This window comes from Paenibacillus glycanilyticus NBRC 16618 (assembly GCF_004000805.1).
Lineage (GTDB): Bacteria > Bacillota > Bacilli > Paenibacillales > Paenibacillaceae > Pristimantibacillus > Pristimantibacillus glycanilyticus.
In genome coordinates this window covers 44,998-67,503 of sequence record NZ_BILY01000038.1, presented here as the reverse complement: position 1 = coordinate 67,503, position 22,506 = coordinate 44,998, and the positions used below count along the sequence as shown (strand labels likewise).

Sequence of the window (22,506 nt, the reverse complement as noted above, 5' to 3'; positions counted from 1 at the left end):
TTTCATATTTCATTTGAATTTAGTACAAGCGGTGTGACCTGAACCAGCTTACATTTTCCCGAAGAAGCTGATCACGAACTCACGGAAACGGACGGCTGCTTGGGAAAGGTAATGCTTCCGGTTCCAGGCGATGCCGAAGGTGCGGCGGCAGATCGGATCCGAGATTTTGAGCTGCACGGTGCCCGGGCTCGACGCCCGGTTGCCAAGCGACAGCGGAAGGGTAAAGGTGATACCAAGACCCATCTCGACAAGCGTCTGGATGGAGCTGACCTCTTCAAGCTCGAAGGCGATCCGCGGCTCGAAGCCGGCTTTCCGGCAGAAGCCGTCCGTAATTTCACGGAAGTTGGAGCGGGAGGAGAGCGAGATAAACGGCTCGTTCGCCGCTTCAATCAAGGAGATGCTCTCCCGCGATGCGAAAGGATGCCCCTTTGGTACCGTCAGGCAAAGCTCCTCTTCCGCAAGGGTAAGCCACTCAATGTCAGGTCCGTTCATTTGGGTGGTCGAAATGCAGAAATCGATATCGGCATTCTCGAGCTCGCTTTGCATCTCCGAAATGGAACCAAGCTGCCGCTGGATAATCCGGACATGCGGATGCTGCGTCAGAAATTCCTTCAGCATCATGGGCAGCACATAAGGCAGCGTAACGGAGATGGACACGGTGCCATGCTCAAGCCCTGCCATATCCGTAATTTCGCGTTCGCCTTCTTCAAGCTCGAGAAAGGCCCGTTCAACGCGGTTGAGATAAGTCTTGCCGAAAGCATTCAGCTTCACGTGCCTGCCTTGCCGTTCGAAAAGAGGCACGCCAAGCCGTTTTTCCAGTCGGTTGATGGAGTTGCTGAGCGACGGCTGCGAGACGTTCAGCTCCTTCGCGGCTTTCGTAATATGCTCATGCCGGGCAACGGCTTGAAAATATTTCAACTGGAGAAACTCCAAGCGGATCACTCTCCTTTATAACTTTCATGTGATGATTTCATTATAAAATAAGTATTATACTTTATAAATTTGAGATTTTATAATGATTCAGCATATACAGAAAGTTTCAAACAGGGATTGGAGAGCGTTGACCTTGCTAAAAGAGAAAATCTGGACGAGAAACTTCGTTACTATTTGCGTGAGCAGTTTTTTCATGTTCCTGACCTTTTACGTTCTGACGACGGCGTTTCCGCTGTATGTCCGGGATAGCCTGCACGGCGGCCAGCAGCAGATGGGTCTTGTCATTACGATTTACGTCATTGGCGGCGTGCTGATCCGGCCGTTCTCCGGCCAGTGGGTCGACCGCTTCGGCAAACGTAAAATGGCGATTATCGGGATGATTATTTTCCTGCTCGCCTGCCTCAGTTATTTCGGAACGAAAGGCATTATTCTGTTCCTTATTGTCCGCTTCATTCACGGCATGAGCTATGCGGTTGCTTCAACGGCGATGAGCACGGTTGCGGCAACGATCGTTCCCGTGTCCCGGCAGGGTGAAGGAATGGGCTATTATACGATGTTTATGAGTATCGCGATGGTCGTGGGTCCGGCGCTGGGGTTGTTCCTGTGGAAGGACCAGAATATTAATGTGCTGTTGCTTGCGATATGTATCATTGCGGCATTGTCCCTTGGCTTTGCCTTTGTACTGAAAATGCCGGGCGAAAAAGTCCGGAAGACAGCGGCCGTTCAAGCCGCTGCCGCAACCGCCGATCCAATTGCCCAGGAGCAGCCGGCAAAAAAAGGCTGGCGCCTGAGCAGCTTCCTGGAACCGGCTGCACTGCCGATCTCGCTTGTTGGCTTTATTCTTTCATTTGCCTATAGCTCTTTATCCAGCTTTATGGCCTCGTTTACCGATGAGATTCACCAGTCGCAGGTGACCGGCACCTTCTTTATGGTGTTTGCCGTGATGATCGTCATTTTCCGGCCGGTTATCGGCAAAGTGTTCGACCGTTACAAGGAGCATTATTTGTATTATCCGGGCATTGGCCTGTTTGCGGTGGGCATGTTCCTGCTGAGCCAAGCGCATTCCGCGGCTATGGTATTGTTCGCCGGCGTTATTATGGGGATCGGCTATGGCGCCTTGCTTCCGTGCTTCCAGACGCTTGCGATCAAGCTGTCGCCAGAGCATCGGCGGGGCAGCGCCAACGGTACGTTTTTCCTCATGTTCGACCTTGGCTACGGGCTAGGCTCGTATTTCATGGGGATGATCGCATCCCTGACGGATTACCGGATGATGTACCTGGTGGCAGGTATTGTCGCGGTGATCTGCGCCGGCGGCTATTATATCCTGCATCATCGCCCTCGGGCAAAAAAAGCTGTTCGCGCGCAGCAAGCAAATGTTGCGTAAGGCAGGGGATAGAGAAAAAAAAGAGGCCATCACAGGCCCGATGCAAAAGGAAACGGACTGGCGTAATGAGAGCGCTAGTCCGTTTCCTTTTGTTCATTTTTCGCTTGTTTGAGCAGATTCCGCTCCATATGGGCTTTTCCCCACTGATGCAGGGATTCCAAAATCGGAGACAGGCTTTTGCCGTATTCCGTGATGGAGTATTCCACCTTCGGCGGGATTTGCGGATAAATGACTCGCTTAACGATCTCTTCCTCTTCCAATTCGCGCAGATGGAGCGTAAGCATCCTTTGCGTGATATCGGGCAGCAATCTCCGTAGCTCATTGAACCGCAAAGGTTCGCCTTGAAGCAAATGATAAAGGATAATCGGCTTCCATTTGCCTACGATCGAATCCAGCGCCGTAACGAATTGACATTGGACGGTATTCTTTTGCATACGTTCGCCTCCTTCGTTTACAGTACCTTTTTTAATACTATACCACATTATTGTGCCTACTTAAAATAAGTGAGTATATATATTATTATCTACCTAGCAAATGAATTTCATTTCATAACAGAAGGGAAGTATCGAATCATGGCAACCGTATTGTACATTACCGCACATCCCCTTGATCCAGAGCAATCCTTTAGCCTCGCGGTAGGCAAGGAATTTATTGAAGCGTATCGTCAAGCAAATCCAACGGATGAAGTTATTCATTTGGATTTGTATAAAGAACATGTTCCGCAATTTGATGCTGATGTTTTGAGAGGCTGGGAAAAGCTTCGGTCGGGTTCATCCTTCGATCAGCTGACGGATGGTGAGAAAACAAAGACAGCCCGTCTTGAGGAGGTTGTTGATCAGTTCGTGGCTGCCGATAAGTACGTCTACGTGTCCCCGATGTGGAATTTCACGGTCCCGCCGGTATTGAAGGCATACACGGATGCGACTTCGATTCCGGGCAAGACTTTCAGATATACCTCGAGTGGTCCCGAAGGCTTGTTAACCGGTAAAAAAGCGTTACACATTCAAGCTAGCGGTTCCGTATATTCGGAGGGTCCTTTAGCTCCGCTTGAAATGGGCTACAGCTACCTGAATAAGATTTTACAGTTCTATGGAATTGAATCCATGGAAGCCATTTTTGTCGAAGGAACGGCCTTGCAATCCCAGGAGCAAGCACCCGCGATCAAAGAAAAAGCAATCGCGCATGCGAAAGAGCTCGCCAAACGCTTCTAATAGATTTGATATCCTAATAAAAAATCCCCACTTAGGTGGGGGTTTTTTATTTCGTTTCGGCGTCCTCGAGCTTGCGATCCTCACTGTACAGCTCGTTCAGATGCTGGATATGCATGGTTCCCCAAGCATTAATCGCTTCCAGGAGAGGGGTCATTTTCATCCCGTATTCGGTGATCGAGTATTCGACCTTTGGGGGGATCTGCATATAGATTTTCCGGTGCACGATGTCATGGTATTCCAATTCTCTGAGCTGAGAGGTCAGCATCTTTTTCGTAATGTCCGGCAGCGCCCGTTGGAGCTCGCTAAAGCGCATTGTGCCGTTGGTAAACAGCTGATATAAAATAACAGGCTTCCATTTGCCGACTAAAATTTCTAATGCGGTCTCCACCCGGCTGCAGTTTTCGTCTGCCATAATTCCTCCAATCCCAAGCGGGGCTTAAGGTTTCTTTTTGGATACTAGGTTTATTTGATGTGCCTACTTCCGCACCTTGACCCTTGGGTTTATTATATCGCTATAAACAACACGTTATCAAGGAGGACCTATCTTATGAATATTGCATTGTGGATCGCGCAAGCATTGTTAGCTTTGATGTTTATTCCGGCAGGTGTCATGAAAACCTTCCAGCCTAATAAAGTAAAAAGCACGATGCCTTGGGCAAAGGATGCTTCTACGGGCTATGTCGCTTTTATCGGCTTGTCCGAGCTGCTCGGCGGATTGGGATTAATTCTTCCGTGGGCAACCGATATCGCGCCGGTACTGACGCCAATCGCGGCAATCGGAATCGCGGTCATTATGCTGTTTGCCGCCGTATTCCATGCCAGACGCTCGGAATACAGCAGCATCGGCATGAACGTTATTATGCTTGCCGTGGCTTTGTTTGTGGCAATCGGCCGGTTCTAAGCGGGCCGGATAAAAGAAGGAGGGTACTGCATGGGGCAGTACCCTCCTTCTATTTTTCGCTACATCATAATGGCTCGCACAACGCTGTAGATCTTCGCATCCAGCAGCTTGCCGTATGGCGCAAGAGCCGGCTGATGGAGCGCGCCGAGGAACGAGGATGGCCGGTCGAACGAGATGATCGCCCCGCGCGGGCTGCCATTATCGTACAAGGTGACGCGGAACGGAACGTACAGGCTGGCTCTTCGGTCAATAGTAAGAATAGGCTCCGCGATAAGCGGATTGCCAACCAGATAAAGACGGCTTTGCTTGATGCCCCCCTGAAGCGACAGGATCTCTCCCTGATTCACCTCAGAGAAAATCATCAGTCCATGCGGGCCTTCCATCTGTTTAACAGCTGATTCTACCTGTTGCCAGGAAGCCTGCTGCTGGACCAGCAAGTTCCCGATGTACGGATCCCATCTTCCCATCTGCCGCTCAAATGCGGCGACAAGCGCTTCATAAGAAAGTCCTGTTGGAATATCGTCTCTTACGATCATCGCATAACCAGCTGTTATTGGCTCTCCGTGTCTCATCCGCGATCCTCCTTTTTGCCGGGATAAGCAGTCAGCAAATTGTATGAGAAGAAGAGGAAGCATATGACAGAAAAATTACGACAGGCCAAGCATTCGGAGGGCAAGCATAACGCTGCTGCTCTGCCTTTGGTCGGTTAAATAGGTGGCGTATGCCCGGATCGATGGCGCCTTGACCGTACAAGACAGCTCAAACAAAGCCTGCGAATCGAGATAGGGCTGCGCAATGGAGCGGGGCAGGAAGCCGAATCGATCCCCTTGCAGCAGAATGGTCAGCATAATGGAGGAATGATCGATCTCCAAGGCAGGGACATAACCCATGCCCGTAAGCTCGGCGAACCACTCCGGAAAAGGAGCACCCCACGCAAGGTGGCAATAATCCGGGGACCGGAAATCCTCTTGTTGCATAACCCCGGCTTTTGGCTGCTTGGACACGAGCAGGAGCTCATCCTCGAACAGCAGCTGACGGGTTACCTTGGGATGCTCGGGCGGATCAAACCGGATCGCGAGATGCACCATACCATCAAGGAGCAGGTCGCGGACCATATAGGTGGGGTCGATATGGCTGAAGAACTTCACGGCAACCTGCGGATTGTCGCTCTTGAAGGCGAGAATCCGGGGCAAATACCGGTAGTGCCAGACCGAACCGGGACCGCTCATCACAACGGAATGCTCGAACGTGTCGGACAGCGTCAGCTTGCTTTCCGCGAACAGCCGGAGCATTCTTTCGGCGTAAGGGTAGAAGGCGATGCCACCTTGAGTTAGGCTCACATTCCGGTTATCCCGCTGGAACAGCTCCTTGCCGACCGCCGCTTCCAATGCCTTGATCCTTGCGGTTATGGCCGATTGGGAGATGTGAAGATGCTCAGCCGCCTTCGTAAAATTAAGGAGATGAGCGATTGCGATAAACGCTTCGAGCTGGGAAGAATCCATAGGAATGATTAACGCCCTTTCATTATCGAAAATATGAATCACAGCAACCTATATTATTCGTTATACAAATGATAATCATGCCATTATGATGGGGGTATAGGCAAGCTTTGAAGAAAGATGGAGGGAGAGAACAGCATGAGCAAAGATATCGTTATTGAACGTTTAACGTCGTTAGAGACTTCGCTTGAGAAGCTGGCAGACTTGCTGGTTCAAGTCGTGGAGGACGGTGCATCCGTCGGGTTCCTGCCGCCGCTCAGCCAAGAGGAGGCGATAGAATATTGGAAGAGCGTATTGGATCCGGAGGTGATGCTGTTTGCTGCCAAAGTTGGCGGACATCTTGCAGCCACGGTACAGCTGCAGTTATGCGGCAAAGCGAACGGCTCTCACCGCGCGGAGATTGCGAAGCTGATGACCCATCCGGAATACCGCCGCAGAGGAATTGCCCGGAAGCTGATGCTTGCGGCGGAGGAGGCGGCGCTTGAGGAGAATCGGTCGCTGCTTGTACTGGACACGAGAGAAGGAGATCCTTCCAATCTGCTGTACCTGTCTTTGGGTTATCAGCTGGCGGGCCGTATTCCGGATTTCGCGAGATCGGCTGACGGAAGCTTGGATGCCACGATGATTTATTACAAGAATATCGGCCGCTGACGGTGGATAAAACGAAACCCCGAGCCTTACAAGGCCGGGGTTTTCCGTTTGCCGCCCGGCTTCCACACGGACAGAATATACATGATGATAATCGATATGGTCTGTAATGCAATGCCGATCATAAGCCAGGTATGGTGAACGGTCAAGCTTCCATTGTCGTCCAGCCCCCGCAAGGTCCATTCGTATAAACCGATAAAGCCGATACCGATTGCAAGCAGGGTAAGCACCTCTTTGGCGATCACCCAATAGTACCGGAACAGTCCCCAAGAGGTCAGTACCGACAGCGCAATGCCCGTTACCGCAGTGCCAATCGTAGAGGCGCGTACGCTGGAATCGGCCAGCAGATGCATAATGGTATAGCAGGACTTCAGCATGGCGGCGTCATCCGTAACGGATGCGGTTAAAGCCAGAATAATAAACGCAACCTGCACGCCAAACATAATCGCCGCAAAATGAATATGAAGCAGGAGTAAGATCCGCCGCTGCTGCAAGGTGATTTTTTTCAAGCGTTCCATTCCCTCCCTTAAATATTAAACCGATAACCGACTCCCCAGATCGTCTCGACATATTGAGGCTTTGACGGATCGCGTTCAATCTTCTCCCGCAGCTTGCTGATGTGCACGGTAACCGTTGCGTGATCGCTGCCGATCGCATCCATCCCCCAAATCTGCTCGAACAGATCCTCTTTCCGGAAGACACGGTTCGGGTGGGTGACGAGATAGAGGAGCAAATCATATTCCTTGGCGGTAAAAGACACCTCGCGCTCGTTCACGAACACTCGGCGGGACTGCTTCTCGATCCGGATGCCGTTCAGCCGCAGCTCATCCCGGTGCTGACCGTTCTGACCCTGCCCAACCAGCCGTTCATAGCGCGACAGATGGGCCTTCACCCGGGCTACCAGCTCGCCAAGGCCAAACGGCTTCAGGATATAATCATCCGCACCAAGGCCAAAGCCGCGGATCTTATCGATCTCTTCCTTCTTAGCCGACACGATTAGGATAGGAACGTTGCTTGCTTCGCGAATCCGGCGGCATACCTCGTAACCGTCCATGGAAGGCAGCATCAGATCCAGCAGGATGAGGTCATACCCGCCTTGAAGCGCCATCTCCAGGCCCGAATCGCCGCGTTCGGCCATATCGACCTCAAAGCCGTGGGCGAGAAGATAATCCTTCTGCACCTCGGCAATAACCGGATCATCTTCGATAATCAAAATCCGTTTCATTGTATACCTCCATTCTCCGGCTTCTTCGCTGCAGGGAACCGGAGCTGTATCGATGTTCCTTCACCCGGCTGGCTGACGGCCGTTGCGGTTCCGCCGTGCGCTTCTATAATTTGCTTCACAATGGCGAGGCCAAGTCCGCTGTTGCCTTTGCCCGGGCTCCGCGAGGACTGCGCCCGGAAGAACCGGTCGAATACGCGGGGCAGAGCATCGGCAGGAATGCCTTCGCCGTTATCCCGTATTTGCAGGAGACAGATACCGCCGGGCTCTTCATCGAGCGAGAATTGCAGCCTTTTTGTCTCGCCTTTCATATATTGAAGGCTGTTGTCGGCCAGATTCATAAGCGCGCGGTGGAGCTTTTGCCGGTCTGCTTGGATAAGGAACTGCCGCGTGCCCGCGCTTGGGGTGAAGGTAACCTCGGTCCCGCTGAAGCGGGGATCCAGCTGCAATTCGTTAACGTACTGAATCATATAGGCCGTTAAATCAACCGTAGCCCAATGGAAAGGCAGCTTGCCCGTATCCAGAGTCGAATACAGCTGCAGCTCCTCGATCATCCGGTTCATCTCGGTCGTTTTGCCGGCGATCATTTGCACGTACTTCTGCCGCTTCTCTTCCGTATCGGCAATGCCGTCCCGCAGGCAATCCGTGCAGCCTTGAATCGCGGTTATCGGCGTCTTCAGATCATGGGAGATGTTCGCCAGCAGCTCCTTCCGGCCTTGCTCCAGCTCAAGCTGTGCTCCCAGGGAGGCCTGAAGGCGAACGCGCATTTCTTCGAAAGCCGCCCCAAGCTGCCCGATCTCATCCTGCCTCCGCAGCCGAACGGGATGGTTCAGATCGCCTTCCCGGATCTGGCCGGCTGCTTCCTTCAAGGCATACAGCGGCTTAATAATGCTGCGAGAGACAAGATAGGTAAGCAGGCCATTGGTGACGATAAGCGCTCCGAGCAGGGTAAGCAGTACCAGCGGTACGAGCCGCTTGAAGAAGTCCGCGACCGGCTTCATATCGGAGACGATGACCAGCTTGCCGCTGCTGCCGTCGGGGCTTAAGAAAGGGATCGTTTCCCACTGGTCGCCGCTTGGCGGACCGGGCTGCTCCGCTTTCATGCGCCCGTCGGACAGGTTAGCCAGAATCTTATCCGTGGGCAATCCGGGTGAGGCATACGCTACTTCGTCATTCCGGATGACGAGCATCCCGGCTTCTACTTCCTCTAGCTTCGATCCCGTGTCCGTCAGGAATGCCTGATCGGACAGCAGCTTGGGATCATGCTCGGCGATGAACTTTAGGCCGGAGCTCAGCTCGTTGCGTCCCGTAAACAGATCGCGAATGGAGCTGAGCGGGAACGAATGTCCGGATTTGCCGTCTCCGCCTCCGGCTCCAGGAAGGGCGTCTTTTATGAGTAGATTTCCCAGCAGCGCGATCGTCAGTCCGAATAAAAGGATAGGAACGGCGATCATGGCCGCATAGGAGAAAATCAGTTTTTTGCGGATGGATATCACTCATGCACCTCATTTCTCTATCATTGTAGCCTGCCCGTTCAAATTTTCTATAAAATAAACCTGAAAAAAGTATAAATTAGTATGGTATACATTTGTTTCGAACCTCCGTTATACTACAGTCGAATGTATCCCTTTAAGCGAAAACCATTGGCAATGGCCTTATAATTAGGAGGATTCTAATGAGTGAGTTGAAGTGGCAGATTTCGAACTGGACGTTTAAGAATAGCGAAGAGCAGGAGTGGAAGCCGGCTTTTGTACCGGGGTGCGTGCATACGGACCTGCTGAAGAACGGCCTGATTTCCGAACCGTTTGCCCAGACCAACGAGAAGGACCTGCAGTGGATTGATAAAAAAGGTTGGGAATACGAGTCCGTATTTGACGTTCCGGGCGAACTGCTTGGACATGCTAAGCTCGAGCTGGTGTTCGAGATGCTGGACACGTACGCGGACGTTTATTTGAACGATGCTTTAATTTTGTCGGCGGACAATATGTTCCGCACCTGGGCGGTTGACGCGAAGCCTTACGTCCGGGAAAAAGGCAACCGCCTGTACGTTCGCTTCCGCTCCCCGATTGAAGAGGGATTGGCTAAGCTGGAGTCTTACGGTCCCGGATTGCCGGCACCTAATGACGACTCCGTTACCGGAGGCCTTGAAGGCAAAAAAGTAAGCGTATTCTCGCGCAAAGCGCCGTATCATTACGGCTGGGACTGGGGTCCGCGATTTGTTACAAGCGGGCTTGGCCGGCCGGTTTATTTGCGGGGCTGGAGCGGCGCGCGAATCTCGGATCTGTATGTGCAGCAGGATGATGTGACGGCGGCTGAGGCAAAATTAACCGTTCAGCTTGCGGTGGAATCGGAGAGCGGCGGCGAGTTTGAGCTTAAGCTGCATGACGATAACGGACAGGAATGGACTCGTAACGTCGTACTTGAGAGTGGCGCGCAGACGGTTTCTTGGCCGCTTGCAATTGAAGAGCCGAAGCTGTGGTGGTCGCGCGGTCTTGGAGCGCCTCATTTGTATACGTTTACAGCTGTTCTCTCGCAAGGGCGGGAGGAGATGGCTCAAGCTTCCACAGTGACGGGACTGCGTTCCGTTAAGCTTATCCGCAAGCCGGACGAGCAGGGATCGTCGTTCTACTTCGAGGTTAACGGTATACCCGTCTTTGCGAAAGGTGCTAACCATATTCCAAGCGACAGCTTCTTTGCCGAAGTAACCGATGAACGGTACCGCCACGAGATTGCAAGCGCGGTGGAATCGAACTTCAATATGCTCCGCGTATGGGGCGGGGGCTTCTATGAACAGGATATTTTCTATACCTTATGCGATGAGAACGGGCTTTTGGTCTGGCAGGACTTTATGTTCGCCTGCAGCATGTATCCCGGCGATGAAGCATTCCTGAGCAGCGTGCGCGCGGAAGCGGAGGACAATGTGCGCCGTCTGCGCAACCATCCAAGCATCGCGTTATGGTGCGGCAACAACGAGATTGATGCGGCCTGGTCGCAATTCGAGGAGGATAAAGGCTGGGGCTGGAAGCGGCTGTACACCGCCGAGCAGCGGGAGCAAATCTGGGCCGATTACGAGGCTGTCTTCCATCAGGTGCTGCCGGAGGTTGTGTCGGCGATGGCGCCGAACGTTGAATACTGGCCGTCATCGCCGATGCAGCGCCTGACGGGCAATAGCGAGCAGCATGCGACCAACAACTCCTCCCATGGCGATATCCACTATTGGGCGGTATGGCATGCCCAGGAGCCGTTCGAGCAGTATAACCAGAATATCGGGCGCTTCATGAGCGAGTACGGCTTCCAGTCCTTCCCGGAATACAAGACCGTGCGGGCTTATGCCGAGGAGAAGGATATGGCGCTGGATTCCGAAGTGATGCTGCATCATCAGAAGAATGGCCGGGGCAACTTCCTGATCAAGGATTATGCGGACCGGTACATGAAGCAGCCGAAGGATTTCCCTTCCTTCCTCTATATCAGTCAGGTGCTGCAGGCCGAAGCGATGAAGCAGGCGATTGAGGCGCACCGCCGGAGCATGGATTATTGCATGGGTTCGCTATATTGGCAGATTAATGACTGCTGGCCGGTGGCTTCTTGGTCGAGCATGGATTATTACGGCAGATGGAAGGCCGCTCAATATCTGATCAAGAACAGCTTTGCCGATGTTCTGTTGTCCTTCGACCAGAAGGAGGACGTAACGAACCTCCATGTCGTATCCGACCTTGGACAGTCCATTGACGCCGTGCTGGAATGGAGCCTGCATGAGCTCGACGGTTGCCTGCTGAAGTCGGGCTCCGAGACGATTGCCATTGGCGCCCGCTCGGCTAAGCCGGTTCTCTCCCTGTCGGCCGAACAGCTTGGTGAGTTCGATCCGAAGGGCACGGTACTTGTCGGACGCCTGATTCAAGCTGGTCATGAGCTGGCGAATTCCAAGCACTATTTTGTCTACACGAAGGAGCTTGCGCTTACGGATCCTGAGATTGCGGTGGAAGAGGCTGCCGGCAGTGAAGGAACAGCCTTCGTATTAACGGCCAAGCGGCTGGCCAAGCAGGTCTGGGTGCAAGCGGAGGAGGAAGGGATCTTTACGGATAACTTCTTCGATCTGATCCCGGGTATCCCCGTAACGGTTCAGTTCAAGAAAAAAGCGGCTGACCAAGTGTTGTTCGTCCCTGCATCGCCGGGGCAGGTAACCGTGCAGTCGATGTTTAACTACGCGAAATAAGGAATATAAGATGCTCCGTCGCTGCATTGGCGATGGGGCATCTTTTTTGCTGGCCGGCCGGAGGATGCGCATAGGACCCTGGCAGGGTCTTATGTGGCACGGGAACCGATGGAGGGCGATCAATAAGACCCTGGCGGGGTCTTATTGATTCGTAATAGGCACAATTTAGTGCTGAAACGGGCTGCGTGCAGCGAGATAAGACCCTGGGAGGGTCTTAAGCATGGCAAGAACGGAAGAAAGCCAATCGATAAGACCCCGGTAGGGTCTTATCGTTGCTATAGTGGCAGTCTCAAGCGCCGAAGCGGGCGCTGGCATGGGAAGTTAACGTCCCTAAGGGACCTTAAGCAAGCGAAAAGAGTAGCTAGTTAGACGGTTAAGGTCCCTAAAGGACCTTAAAGTCACTGAAATGGCAGTCTCGAGCGCCGAAGCGGGCATAGGCATGGGAAGTTAAGGTCCCTAAGGGACCTTAAGCAAGTAAAAAGAGTAACTAGTTAGACGGTTAAGGTCCCTGAGGGACCTTAAAGCTGCTGAAGCGGTTGTCTCGAGCGCCAAAGTGAGCGCTGGCATGGGAAGGTAAGGTCCCTAAGGGACCTTAACTAAGTAAAAAGAGTAGCTAGTTAGACGGTTTAGGTCCCTAAGGGACCTTAAAGCCGCTGAAGTGGCAGTCTCGAGCGCCAAAGCGGGCTTAGGCATGGCACCGAGAGATCAGGCTTCACGGCAGACTCGGTCATCATGGTCAGGAGTCAGCCGGTCTTTGAGTTACCTAACCGTTTCCTCCATGCTCATCCAATTATACTGCTTGACCTCCGTTTGGGAGACGAGTCTTCCATTCTTGTAAACACGTTCGCGTTCCGGGCGTTCATATAACAGGGATCGTGCATCTTTGGCGCTGCAGACGACTAAATCCGCATCGGCTCCAATGCGGATTCCGTAACCGGAAAGGCCTAGAGCTGCAGCGGATCCGTCCGTTGCCATGCTAACAAGCCGCCTGGCGTCTTTCGCACTGCCTAAATGAGAGGTCTGCGCGAGCAGCAGCCCAACATCCAGCGGGTCCGTCGTCCCGAATGGCGTAAACGCATTTTGGACATTATTGCTTCCGTAGATTACATTTACGCCATGCTCAAGGAGCAAGGAGATTGGCGTAAGTCCGCGGTAATCCCCTTTATGTTCTCCTCTACCATTTAAGTACAAGTCGGTTAAAGGCAGGCTGATGACATGAATTCCTGCCTCGGCAATGCCAGCGGCAATTCTCTCGGCTTCCGCATGCCCGGCAGCCCCGAGGGAAGTCAGGTGGCCGACGCTCACTTGGCCATTCATTCCGAATTTCCGGGTGGCCTCAATCACTTCTCTAATGGCAAGCTGTTTGGGGTTATCGGAGAAATCGACATGCAGGTCAACCGGAAGTCCGTATTGCTGCGCCAGACGGAATACGAACTCCAGATGGGCCCCTACATCCGCATCCATATAAGTAATTCCGCCAATCGCATCGGCCCCAAGCGCTACCGCCTGCTTCATTAACAAAGGCATTCCCTCGTCATGGAACAAGCCATCCTGCGGGAAGGCGACAACCTGCAGATCGATTATTCCTTTCAGCTGCTTCTTAAGATTTACCATGGCTTCCATAGAAGTTAACCCAATGACCGGATCCACCTCCGCATGGCAACGCATATGGGTAATTCCTTTGCGTACAGCCTGCTCGATAATGCGCATAGCCCTTTCATAGATATCCTCCGCCGTAAAAGATTGCTTCAGGCAAGAGGTTACCTCGATAGCTTTGCGAAGATCCGTGATATCCTCGGACATTCGTTCCAGCAGCAAAGCTTTATCCAAATGAATATGCGGCTCTACCAGACCGGGCAACAGCAGCTTTCCATCCAAGCTGCACACCTCCTTGCTCTCGGGAGCAGCATCGGAATGATTAGCGATATACGTAATTTTCCCGTCCTTTACACCAATATCTCGAAGCGAGTCCGAATGCAGGCCAGCCGATCTGACGAATAAAATATCCAGCATAACGATCATCCTTTGTGTGAGTTTATATTACATATAAATATGCTAATTAACATTATGCCGAGGGGGAGAGGAGCTGGAAAGGCTGGGAATAGCGATTTTTAGCTATGCACAATTGAAAGGGTTTCCTTTATGTCGTGTTATAAAAGTTAACATACATAATTGACGGATTACAGCTGTCCCCCGCATAATTCGAGTAAGACAAAGAACGCAAGCCATTTACCTCACACAAACAAATAGTAAATTGAGCGATAACGGTATCAGGGGGAAATCGCATAATGGAGAAACGACTGCTTATTCAGCAAGTAAACATGAACGGACGCATAGGAACGCTGATCATTGAAAAGGGCCGTGTTGCGAAGTTTGATTCCTCCGAGGTTGCTTCAGAGCGGGAGGATTCCGTTTGGAACGCTCGAGGCATGCTGTTGCTGCCGGCTTTCCGGGACGCCCATGTTCATCTTGATAAAGCCTTTCCGCCGGATCGCTGGATTTCCCGGACGCCGGTCTCCTCCATTCTGGACCAGTTCCAGCTGGAAAAGGAGCTGCTGGCAAGCTGCAAGAACCGCCGCAAGGAGCTGGCCGTCAGGACGCTTGAGGCTATGCTTGCGGCGGGTACGGTGGAAGCAAGGGTTCATGTAGACATCGATCCGGATATTGGCCTGTCCCATCTGGAACTGATGCTTCAATTAAAAGAAGATTTTGCTTCAAGGATGGCCATCGAGCTTGTTGCCTTTCCACAGCAAGGCCTGCTCCGTTCGCAATCCACGCCTTATATCCGGGAAGCCCTACGAATGGGTGCCGACCTGGTCGGCGGAGTGGATCCGGCTGGCGTCGACCGCCACGTCGAGCTATCCCTGCACACCATGTTCGAGCTTGCTGCGGAATTTGATAAACGGATTGATCTACACTTGCATGATCCGGGTCACCTAGGCGTGTATACCATCGAAAAAATGCTGGAGTATTCCGCAGAGGCCGGCATGAAGGGCAAGGTGACCGTCAGTCACGCCTATGGGCTTGGCGAGGTAGATACCGGGCTTGTTGCGGAACTTGGAAGCCGAATGGCGGGGGAAGAGATGGATCTGGTGACAAGCGTTCCGATCGATACCGCAATGCCGCCGGTTCCGCTGCTTGCGAAGCAGGGTGTAAAGGTATCGTTTGCAACCGATCATACCGGACTGGACGCATGGACGCCGTACGGTCATCCGGATATATTGCGCCGAGGCAGACTGTTGGCGGAGAAGCAGGTATGGAATGATGACCTCCGCATGGCTTCGGTCTTTCAATGGATGTCTAACGGCTCGCTGGAGCTCAAGGCGGGCGATGCGGCGGATTTCGTCCTTGTGCATGCGTTGAACGCGCCGCATGCACTGGCAGCTTTGCCAAGGCGGCAGTTGGTCTGCAAGGCGGGCCTTCCGGTTGCCGGAGCCCTGTGGCAAGGCAAGAGCAATGATAACGCTTGGAACAACATTCCCGAAAGGAGCGAATCGCCTGATGAATACGACAGCTTATTTGGAGACTACCGCTGAGGCAGAGGCTATCCGGATCCATGACGTTGTTAAGCAATACGAGAATGGCACGCTAGCGCTCAGCGGCATTCATCTCTCCATCAGAGAAGGCGAGTTTGTTTCGCTGGTCGGTCCGTCCGGTTGCGGCAAATCTACTTTGCTTCGCATTATGGCTGGTCTTGATCAAGCGACTTCAGGCCAAGTGCAGCTTCAGGCCGGTTCCGCTGCCAACAAAGAGCAAGCAAGCTTCGTTTTCCAGGAAGCGAATCTGATGCCTTGGCGTACGGTTCTGGCCAATGTTGCCCTGCCTTTAGAAATAAGCGGCGTCCCGTCTGAGGAACGAAAAGCCCGGGCTATGGCTTCCTTGGAAAAGGTTGGCTTGGCGGGGTATGCGAACAGCTATCCGCGCCAGCTGTCCGGCGGGATGAAGATGAGGGTATCCATTGCCCGGGCGCTTGTGTCCGAACCAAAGCTGCTGTTCATGGATGAACCGTTTGGCGCTTTGGACGAGATGACGAGGCACCGGCTGCACGAGGAGCTCCTCAGCATCTGGAGCCAATCCAAGCTGACGATTGTGTTTGTTACGCATAGCGTATTTGAGGCTGTGTATCTGTCGGGGCACGTGGTAGCGATGGAGGCGCATCCGGGGAGAATCAAGCAGGTGGTTCCGATTGAAGAAGCATATCCGCGAACGAATGCCTTTATGACTTCTCCTGTATTTGGAGAAAAGGTTCGATTGATAACCAATACATTATCCTAACGGCCCGGAAAGAGGTGGACAGTAATGATGCAGGCAAACGGACAAGCGACAACGACTTCCGTGACCATGATGGCTAAAGACGGAGTCCCGCCCATAGGCGGGTCTACGAAGAAACACCGGCAGCTCGTCTATAAGACCGCAACACCCGTTGTTTTTATTCTTTTTCTTCTGGCGATATGGCAGCTTGGCGTGCGGCTTTTAAATACGCCCAAATATCTTCTTCCGGCACCCTCCGATATTTGGCGTGCGGCGCTAAAGGGATTCCCGGATCTACTCCAGGCAGCGGGCAATACGTTTGCGGCGGCGCTGCTCGGCTTCCTGCTTAGCGTATTGCTTGGCACCGCCGTCGCTTTGCTGATGATGGCGTCCAAATGGATCCGATGGGGGATTCAGCCTTACGCGGTTGTGCTGCAGACCATTCCCGTCGTCGCGATCGCTCCTCTGGTCGTGATCTGGCTGGGCCCGGGGATGAACTCCATCGTTTTCATTTCGCTTATCGTCGCGATCTTCCCTATTATTTCGAACACGAACCTGGGATTGTCCTCCACGGACCGCAATCTGGTTCAGTTGATGCGGATGTATAAATCGGGTACGTGGACGACCGTCTGGAAGCTCCGTTTTCCGTACGCTTTGCCCTATATGCTCGGGGGGATGAAAATCTCCAGCGGCATGGCGGTCATTGGCGCTATTATTGGTGAATTCGTAGCCGGTATTGGCGGGGGGAAAGGCGGATTAGGCATGGCCATTACCTCGGCTGCCGTGCAGATGCAGACCTCGTTTCTGTTCGCCTGTACGATTGCGGCTTCGCTGCTAGGAATGGCTTTCTATCTGAGCGTTGCAGCGATCTCCCATTTCACCCTGCGCCATTGGCATGAGTCGGCGATTGGATCGGATAAGGATTAACTGAGCGAGGAATAATCGGCATCCATTAAATGAGGATATAGGGGGACATGACAATGAAGAAGTCGTTATTATTCAAAACCGGGTTTATAGCTGCGATAGCAGTGGCATTAACTGCCTGCTCCAGCAATGGAGGCAGCAGCACGGCTTTCTCGCCGGATAAACCGGCCAAGGTCATTCAGCAAATGAGCTGGTTCGCGCAGCCGGAGATGGGCGGTCACTTTGCGGCGTTATCCGGAGACATTTACAAAAATGCCGGGCTGGACGTAACGATCCAGCAAGGCGGCCCTCAAATATCCAACGTGCAGCTAGTGGCTTCCGGCAAAGTCGACTTCGCCATGTCCCAAGCCGACGAGGTCATTCTGGCTAGACAGGAAGGCATCCCGGTAGTGGCGGTCTACGCGGATTTGCAGACCAATCCTCAAAATCTGATTTTCCATAAGGGGTCGGACATTAACAAAATCGAAGATCTGAACGGCCATAACGTCTATGTGGCGACAGGCTTCCCGTACTGGCAGTATCTTGCATACAAATACAAGCTGAACAATGTAAAGATCCAAGCTTACAATGGCTCGCTGGCAGGATTCGTGGCGGATAAAAATGCCGTGCAGCAAGGCTACGCGACGAATGAGCCGTTTGTGCTGAAATCACAGAATGTGGACGTAGATTGGTTCCTCAACGCCGATCTTGGCTATAATCCTTACGGCAACGTAGTCATTACGACGGAGAAAATGATTAAAGAAAAGCCGGAAGTGATTAAAGCGTACTTAAAAGCCACAACAGAAGGCTGGGATTACTATTATAAGCATGGCGATGAAGTGAACAAGGTTATTAACAGCTACAACAAGGATTACGCCCTCGATCATCTTGCCTATGCGCAAGGCGTGGCGAAGGATTTCGTATTCGGCGGGGACGCCGCTTCCCACGGTACGGGTTACATGTCGGAGGAGCGCTGGACAACGCTGCTTGGTCAGATGAAGGAAGCGGGCCTGGTAACAAAGGATTTGACAATAGATCAATTCTACACGAATGAATTTTTGCCTGAAAAATAGTCAGGGCTTGCATAGTCCGGGTTCCTCCAAATGGGGGAGCCCTTTAGGCTATTTAAGCCGCTACAGCTAGCGGGAGGGGATTCTATGTTGTTGACCGTTGAAGAGGCCATGCGCGTCTATCCATTATCTGAAGGAAAGCTGGTTGCGGGAAGGGCCGGAGGCTCCCGGCCGCTTAAATCGCTTAATATTATTGATGCTCCCGACTTTGTGCAATGGGCAAAAGACGGGGATATGTTTTTTACGACGGCCTACGTATTCAAAGACTCCGTAGAGGATGCCATTGCTACGATAAGAAGCCTGCATCAGCGGCATTCCGCCGGTCTTGGCATTAAGCTTGGCAGGTTCTGGTCGGAGATGCCCGCTGCGCTTATCGAAGAAGCGGATGCGCTTGGATTTCCTTTAATCGAGCTGCCTTACCCGTTCGCTTTCTCCGATCAGATCAACGGGCTGCTGCAGGACGAGATCAACCGCAATACGTCATGGCTTAAGCGGGTCGTCGAGAAGCAAAAGCGATTAATGAAGGTTGCTCTCTACCAAGACATCGCGGATAATCCGTTTCAGCGTATAGCTTCGGTCATGGAATACCCGATGGCGATTGTGGGCGGAAGAGGCCACATTCTATTTAATGACTCCGACTGCTCGGAGGGGGAGCTGATGGGCGAATGGCCCTGGAAGCCGGAGCCGCGCAGAATAACGAAGACTGACCGGCAATTATATCGGCTGCCGTTATTTCATGGGGATGATTGCATTGGATTTGCCATCTTTGTGCTGCCGGTCGATTACTTGCCGAAATCCGAGGAGGGATTATTCCATCAAGCCTCGGAGATGCTCGCCTATTACTTGTCCAAGATGATGGAGAATGGCTCGGAGACATTCTGGCATCAGGAGCTTGGCGCAATCATCAATCATTATCTGGAGGCAGGCGCCTCTCTGGATACGGTGCTTCATCAGGCGGAAAAGGCCGGCGTGCATGTATTGGACAGCCGATTCGTCTGCGTATTATGTACGGCCGAAGAGGTGGAAGGAAACCGGTTGAAGCCGACCCGGCTTAAGGCTGTGCGGCAGGAGCTGGAATTCAATCCGGCCATTCGCGATAAAAGGGGCTATCATGTTGTAACGGAGGCAGGGCTGTTGTCGATCTACCCGGTGACCAGCGCCGGGACGATTCAGGCGCTGGCGTCCTCTCTTGAGGCGGTGAGCCCAAAGGATAGGTTGATTCAATTTGCCTTTAGTACGCCAAAGGATACAGCCATGCAGTTTGCCGAAGCGTTTGACGAATGCAAGGAAACGATTAAGCTGAGCCGGAAGCTGCGGTCGCGGGAGCAGATTTTGCATTTCGACACGATACAGATGGCTCATTTATTCCAGTTTGTTCCGGAGGACAGCATGCGTCATTACTGCAGGCATGTTCTGGGGCCGCTGCTCGACAGCGATTCCACCGGGGCGCAGGATATGCTTCAAACGCTGGAAGCGTTTGTGGGGAACGAGGGCTTGCTTGGCGACACGGCCAGGCAGCTATATGTTCACAGGAACACGGTAAGCTATAGGCTGGAGAAAATGAGCGAGCTGCTTGGCCTGGACTTCAAGAAACCGAATGATTTCATGAAGCTTCGCCTGGCTGTACTATTTTTGCGAATGACGGATTAGCGGTAGCGGATTTCTAACCCTTTCTTAAGGTTCGTCCTGTACAATGGGGCGAGCGATTATGATTAGAAGAAAGGGCAGATAGCCTTGCGGATACTAATGGTGGAAGACGAGAGACCGCTTCGCGATGCCATCGCGACGGTTCTGAAGGAAGAAGCTTATCAGGTCGATGAAGCCGATAACGGGCTGGAGGGGCTGTATTTGGCCGATCAGCGCATTCATGACTTGATTATTCTGGATATTATGCTGCCTGGCATGGACGGCGTAACCGTGCTGAAGGAGCTGCGCGAAAAAGGAAATGCGGTGCCTATTCTGCTGCTGACGGCGAGGGACGGCGTAGAGGACCGGGTGCTTGGCCTGGATTCGGGCGCCGATGATTATATGATTAAGCCTTTTGCCATGCGGGAGCTGCTGGCCAGGCTTCGCGTGCTCATGCGGCGACAGCTGCGTGGAGCAAAGGACGGGGAGCTGACCTACGGCAGCCTCTCGGTTAAATGTAACTTCATGGAAGGATACGCGAACGGCGAGGCGCTGAAGCTGACGGCCAAGGAATTCGAGCTGATGGAGTTTCTGCTGCTGAACCGGGAGCAGATTCTGACGAAGGAGCAGCTGCTTGACCGCGTATGGGGGATAGATTCGGATGCGAGTCCGGGGGTAGTGGATGTGTACGTCCATTATTTGCGGAAAAAGCTCACGCCTTCCGGCTGCGACCGTTATATCCATACGATCCGCGGAGTCGGGTATATGCTGAAGGAGAGGGCCCAATGATCAAGCGTACCCGAATGCAGCTGACGATCCGCAACGCGGCGGTTTTATCCATCCTTCTTATTTCGCTGAACGCGTTTGTATATTTTGTGATGAAAGACATGATGTTCTCGCAGATTGACAAATCCCTGACGGGAGTGAGCAATCAGTTAACGGTGGCTGGCATTGCCTCGAAGACGACCTTGCAGGCTCTGCCGTCGCTTCAGACAAAGCCGTCCGTCATTTATCAGGTGGGCCAGATGAATCGTCCGGTGTTCCAGCTGTTCTGGACGGAGGACAATAAGCCAATCCAGATACCCGCGGCGGGCATGTTTGGGGAAAAGGATCTGAATCGCCTGCAGCCCGACAACTTCGGGGATCATCCCGAGACGGTCAAGCTGGGGGATCAGTATTACCGGGTATTTAACGGCAGCAAGGAAACGGCTGCTCCGTTGATATACAGCAGCATTGGCGGAGAGGTGCAGGTTGGCGTGAAGCATCAGCTGCTTACGAACATATCGGCGGAGGTAAGCATGCTGAACCGGCTGCGGATGATTCTGCTCCTCGGCGGTTTTATCGGGCTGCTTGTCGCCGTTGCGGCGGGTTATTATTTAGCCAACCGTTCGCTTATTCCCATCCGCAACTCAATGGAGAAGCAGCAGCAGTTCGTCTCGGACGCCTCGCATGAGCTGCGCACGCCTTTATCGGTAATTCAAGCCCATGCGGAGCTGCTGCTCCGTCATCCGGAGCATACAATCGAGCAGGACAGCAAGCATATTTCCATGGTGCTGCAGGAGACAAGGCGGCTGGGCAAGCTGGTCAGCGGACTGCTCATGCTGGCGCGCTCCGATTCCAATCAGTTGGAGCTGGATAAGCGGCCTATCTATATGGAGCGAATTGTGCAGGACGGGATCGGCAAGATGACGATGCTGGCGGAAGTGAAGGATATTATTTTGCGCGGCGAAGTAGAGTCGTCTGTCCTGCTCCAGGCCGATGAGGAACGGCTGCATCAGCTGCTTATGGTGTTAATGGATAATGCCATTAAATATACGCTGGAGGGCGGCGTAATAAGGGTAGCCTGCCGCAAGCTGGCGCATACCGTTTACCTCGAGGTCGAGGATACGGGAATCGGCATCCAGCCGGAGCATCTCCCGCATATTTTCGACCGTTTCTACCGCGGGGACAAGGCACGGACGAGACAAGAAGGCGGAACGGGATTAGGCCTTGCCATTGCCAAATGGATCGTCGAACGCCACGGCGGCAAAATCCGCATCGAGAGCAAGCCCGCCGTCGGCACGCGGGTATTGGTGACTTTGCCTGCTGGATGAATGATAAATAAGAGAACGTCCTTACTGTCCAAGTGGACAGTTGAGGGCGTTTTTTTCGTTCGTTTCCGGCGAATGCCGCGTGCCCAACCTCGAATGGATTAGTCGTGGTGTCGCCATGCGCCTACGTTGCACGAAATGCAGCGTATGAGCCTCGTTTAGCCCGGTAACCCCAAATACGCTGCAAGGAATGCAGGATATCGGAGGAAAACAGCGCAAACAAGCTCCATCAGGCGAGTTATCCTGCATTTCGTGCAGGATAGGTTCTCCAATCGGCTATAAGCGGATCGTTATCCTGCAAAATGTGCAATGTGTATGATGCAGGGCGCCTGCAAGCGCGAGCTGCGACGGGATCCATGCAAACTAATCATGCGCCGAAAGGGGAGATGCTGCCCTGTGCCCCGAGCACGGAGTACGGGGCACGGGGCATGTAGCATGCCGTACGGAGTATGGATCAAGGAGCGCTGTGCATGGAGCATGCAGCATCATGGAGCAAGTAGCGCTGTGCCCGGGGCACGGGGCACGTGGCACTCGCCGATGCCTGCGCTGGAGCAG

Annotated in this window: 21 protein-coding genes; 12 read left to right on the top strand and 9 right to left on the bottom strand. The window is 53.0% G+C overall.

Annotated features, from left to right (window positions below):
* Positions 1-48: 48 nt before the first annotated feature.
* Positions 49-933, bottom strand: coding sequence for a LysR family transcriptional regulator (locus PGL01S_RS24500; protein WP_127497310.1), 885 nt, complete (start codon positions 931-933; stop codon positions 49-51).
* 133 nt (positions 934-1,066) lie between these two features.
* Here PGL01S_RS24500 and PGL01S_RS24495 point away from each other — a divergent pair, with 133 nt between their 5' ends.
* Positions 1,067-2,317 (top strand): MFS transporter, encoded by a 1,251-nt coding sequence (locus tag PGL01S_RS24495; RefSeq protein ID WP_164775585.1) that lies wholly within the window; start codon positions 1,067-1,069, stop codon positions 2,315-2,317.
* 74 nt (positions 2,318-2,391) lie between these two features.
* On the opposite strand, the gene PGL01S_RS24490 is transcribed toward PGL01S_RS24495, so the two are convergent.
* Positions 2,392-2,751: a winged helix-turn-helix transcriptional regulator gene (locus PGL01S_RS24490; RefSeq protein WP_127497306.1), complete on the bottom strand. Its 360-nt coding sequence runs from the start codon at positions 2,749-2,751 to the stop codon at positions 2,392-2,394.
* A gap of 138 nt (positions 2,752-2,889) precedes the next feature.
* Between PGL01S_RS24490 and PGL01S_RS24485 the strand changes: the two genes are divergently transcribed.
* On the top strand, positions 2,890-3,528 hold the full coding sequence (locus PGL01S_RS24485; RefSeq protein ID WP_127497304.1) for an NAD(P)H-dependent oxidoreductase: 639 nt from the start codon (positions 2,890-2,892) through the stop codon (positions 3,526-3,528).
* 46 nt (positions 3,529-3,574) lie between these two features.
* Here the strand turns inward: PGL01S_RS24485 and PGL01S_RS24480 are convergent, their stop codons facing one another.
* A complete protein-coding gene (locus PGL01S_RS24480) occupies positions 3,575-3,940 on the bottom strand; it encodes a winged helix-turn-helix transcriptional regulator (protein ID WP_127497302.1) in 366 nt (121 codons plus the stop codon).
* Between the two features lie 135 nt (positions 3,941-4,075).
* Between PGL01S_RS24480 and PGL01S_RS24475 the strand changes: the two genes are divergently transcribed.
* On the top strand, positions 4,076-4,429 hold the full coding sequence (locus tag PGL01S_RS24475) for a DoxX family protein (RefSeq protein WP_127497300.1): 354 nt from the start codon (positions 4,076-4,078) through the stop codon (positions 4,427-4,429).
* A gap of 59 nt (positions 4,430-4,488) precedes the next feature.
* Here the strand turns inward: PGL01S_RS24475 and PGL01S_RS24470 are convergent, their stop codons facing one another.
* Positions 4,489-5,001 carry a DUF302 domain-containing protein gene (locus PGL01S_RS24470; RefSeq protein WP_127497298.1) on the bottom strand — a complete coding sequence of 171 codons (513 nt, stop codon included), beginning with the start codon at positions 4,999-5,001 and terminating at the stop codon, positions 4,489-4,491.
* Between the two features lie 75 nt (positions 5,002-5,076).
* Positions 5,077-5,931, bottom strand: a complete 855-nt coding sequence (locus PGL01S_RS24465; protein WP_127497296.1) for a LysR family transcriptional regulator — start codon at positions 5,929-5,931, stop codon at positions 5,077-5,079.
* A gap of 135 nt (positions 5,932-6,066) precedes the next feature.
* Here PGL01S_RS24465 and PGL01S_RS24460 point away from each other — a divergent pair, with 135 nt between their 5' ends.
* On the top strand, positions 6,067-6,579 hold the full coding sequence (locus tag PGL01S_RS24460) for a GNAT family N-acetyltransferase (protein WP_127497294.1): 513 nt from the start codon (positions 6,067-6,069) through the stop codon (positions 6,577-6,579).
* A 26-nt stretch (positions 6,580-6,605) separates the two neighbouring features.
* Here PGL01S_RS24460 and PGL01S_RS24455 read toward each other — a convergent pair whose 3' ends face one another.
* Genes PGL01S_RS24455 through PGL01S_RS24445 form a run of 3 tightly spaced genes read right to left on the bottom strand, consistent with a single transcriptional unit; the run spans position 6,606 to position 9,294 of the window.
* Positions 6,606-7,094 (bottom strand): hypothetical protein, encoded by a 489-nt coding sequence (locus PGL01S_RS24455; protein ID WP_244935738.1) that lies wholly within the window; start codon positions 7,092-7,094, stop codon positions 6,606-6,608.
* Positions 7,095-7,102: 8 nt separating this feature from the next.
* Positions 7,103-7,801 carry a response regulator transcription factor gene (locus PGL01S_RS24450; protein ID WP_127497290.1) on the bottom strand — a complete coding sequence of 233 codons (699 nt, stop codon included), beginning with the start codon at positions 7,799-7,801 and terminating at the stop codon, positions 7,103-7,105.
* Positions 7,798-9,294, bottom strand: coding sequence for a sensor histidine kinase (locus tag PGL01S_RS24445; protein ID WP_244935736.1), 1,497 nt, complete (start codon positions 9,292-9,294; stop codon positions 7,798-7,800). The genes PGL01S_RS24450 and PGL01S_RS24445 overlap by 4 nt, the downstream gene beginning before the upstream one ends.
* 179 nt (positions 9,295-9,473) lie before the next feature.
* On the opposite strand from PGL01S_RS24445, the gene PGL01S_RS24440 reads away from it, so the two are divergent.
* Positions 9,474-12,011 (top strand): beta-mannosidase, encoded by a 2,538-nt coding sequence (locus PGL01S_RS24440; protein WP_127497288.1) that lies wholly within the window; start codon positions 9,474-9,476, stop codon positions 12,009-12,011.
* A gap of 759 nt (positions 12,012-12,770) precedes the next feature.
* Here PGL01S_RS24440 and PGL01S_RS24435 read toward each other — a convergent pair.
* Positions 12,771-14,024 (bottom strand): amidohydrolase family protein, encoded by a 1,254-nt coding sequence (locus PGL01S_RS24435; RefSeq protein ID WP_127497286.1) that lies wholly within the window; start codon positions 14,022-14,024, stop codon positions 12,771-12,773.
* A gap of 275 nt (positions 14,025-14,299) precedes the next feature.
* Here PGL01S_RS24435 and PGL01S_RS24430 point away from each other — a divergent pair, with 275 nt between their 5' ends.
* The 7 genes from PGL01S_RS24430 to PGL01S_RS24400 all read left to right on the top strand — a co-directional run bounded on the left by PGL01S_RS24430 (position 14,300) and on the right by PGL01S_RS24400 (position 21,954).
* Positions 14,300-15,547 (top strand): amidohydrolase family protein, encoded by a 1,248-nt coding sequence (locus tag PGL01S_RS24430; protein ID WP_127497284.1) that lies wholly within the window; start codon positions 14,300-14,302, stop codon positions 15,545-15,547.
* Positions 15,513-16,286, top strand: coding sequence for an ABC transporter ATP-binding protein (locus PGL01S_RS24425; protein ID WP_127497282.1), 774 nt, complete (start codon positions 15,513-15,515; stop codon positions 16,284-16,286). The genes PGL01S_RS24430 and PGL01S_RS24425 overlap by 35 nt, the downstream gene beginning before the upstream one ends.
* Positions 16,287-16,310: 24 nt before the next feature.
* Complete coding sequence (locus tag PGL01S_RS24420; RefSeq protein ID WP_127497280.1) at positions 16,311-17,189, top strand: ABC transporter permease; 879 nt, start codon at positions 16,311-16,313, stop codon at positions 17,187-17,189.
* Between the two features lie 53 nt (positions 17,190-17,242).
* Positions 17,243-18,238 carry an ABC transporter substrate-binding protein gene (locus PGL01S_RS24415; protein ID WP_164775584.1) on the top strand — a complete coding sequence of 332 codons (996 nt, stop codon included), beginning with the start codon at positions 17,243-17,245 and terminating at the stop codon, positions 18,236-18,238.
* A gap of 84 nt (positions 18,239-18,322) precedes the next feature.
* Positions 18,323-19,885, top strand: a complete 1,563-nt coding sequence (locus PGL01S_RS24410; RefSeq protein WP_164775583.1) for a PucR family transcriptional regulator — start codon at positions 18,323-18,325, stop codon at positions 19,883-19,885.
* Between the two features lie 84 nt (positions 19,886-19,969).
* Positions 19,970-20,650: a response regulator transcription factor gene (locus tag PGL01S_RS24405; RefSeq protein WP_127497274.1), complete on the top strand. Its 681-nt coding sequence runs from the start codon at positions 19,970-19,972 to the stop codon at positions 20,648-20,650.
* Entirely contained in the window at positions 20,647-21,954 is a 1,308-nt protein-coding gene (locus tag PGL01S_RS24400; RefSeq protein WP_127497272.1) for a sensor histidine kinase, read from the top strand. Before PGL01S_RS24405 ends, PGL01S_RS24400 begins: the two co-directional genes overlap by 4 nt.
* The last annotated feature ends 552 nt before the right edge of the window (positions 21,955-22,506 follow it).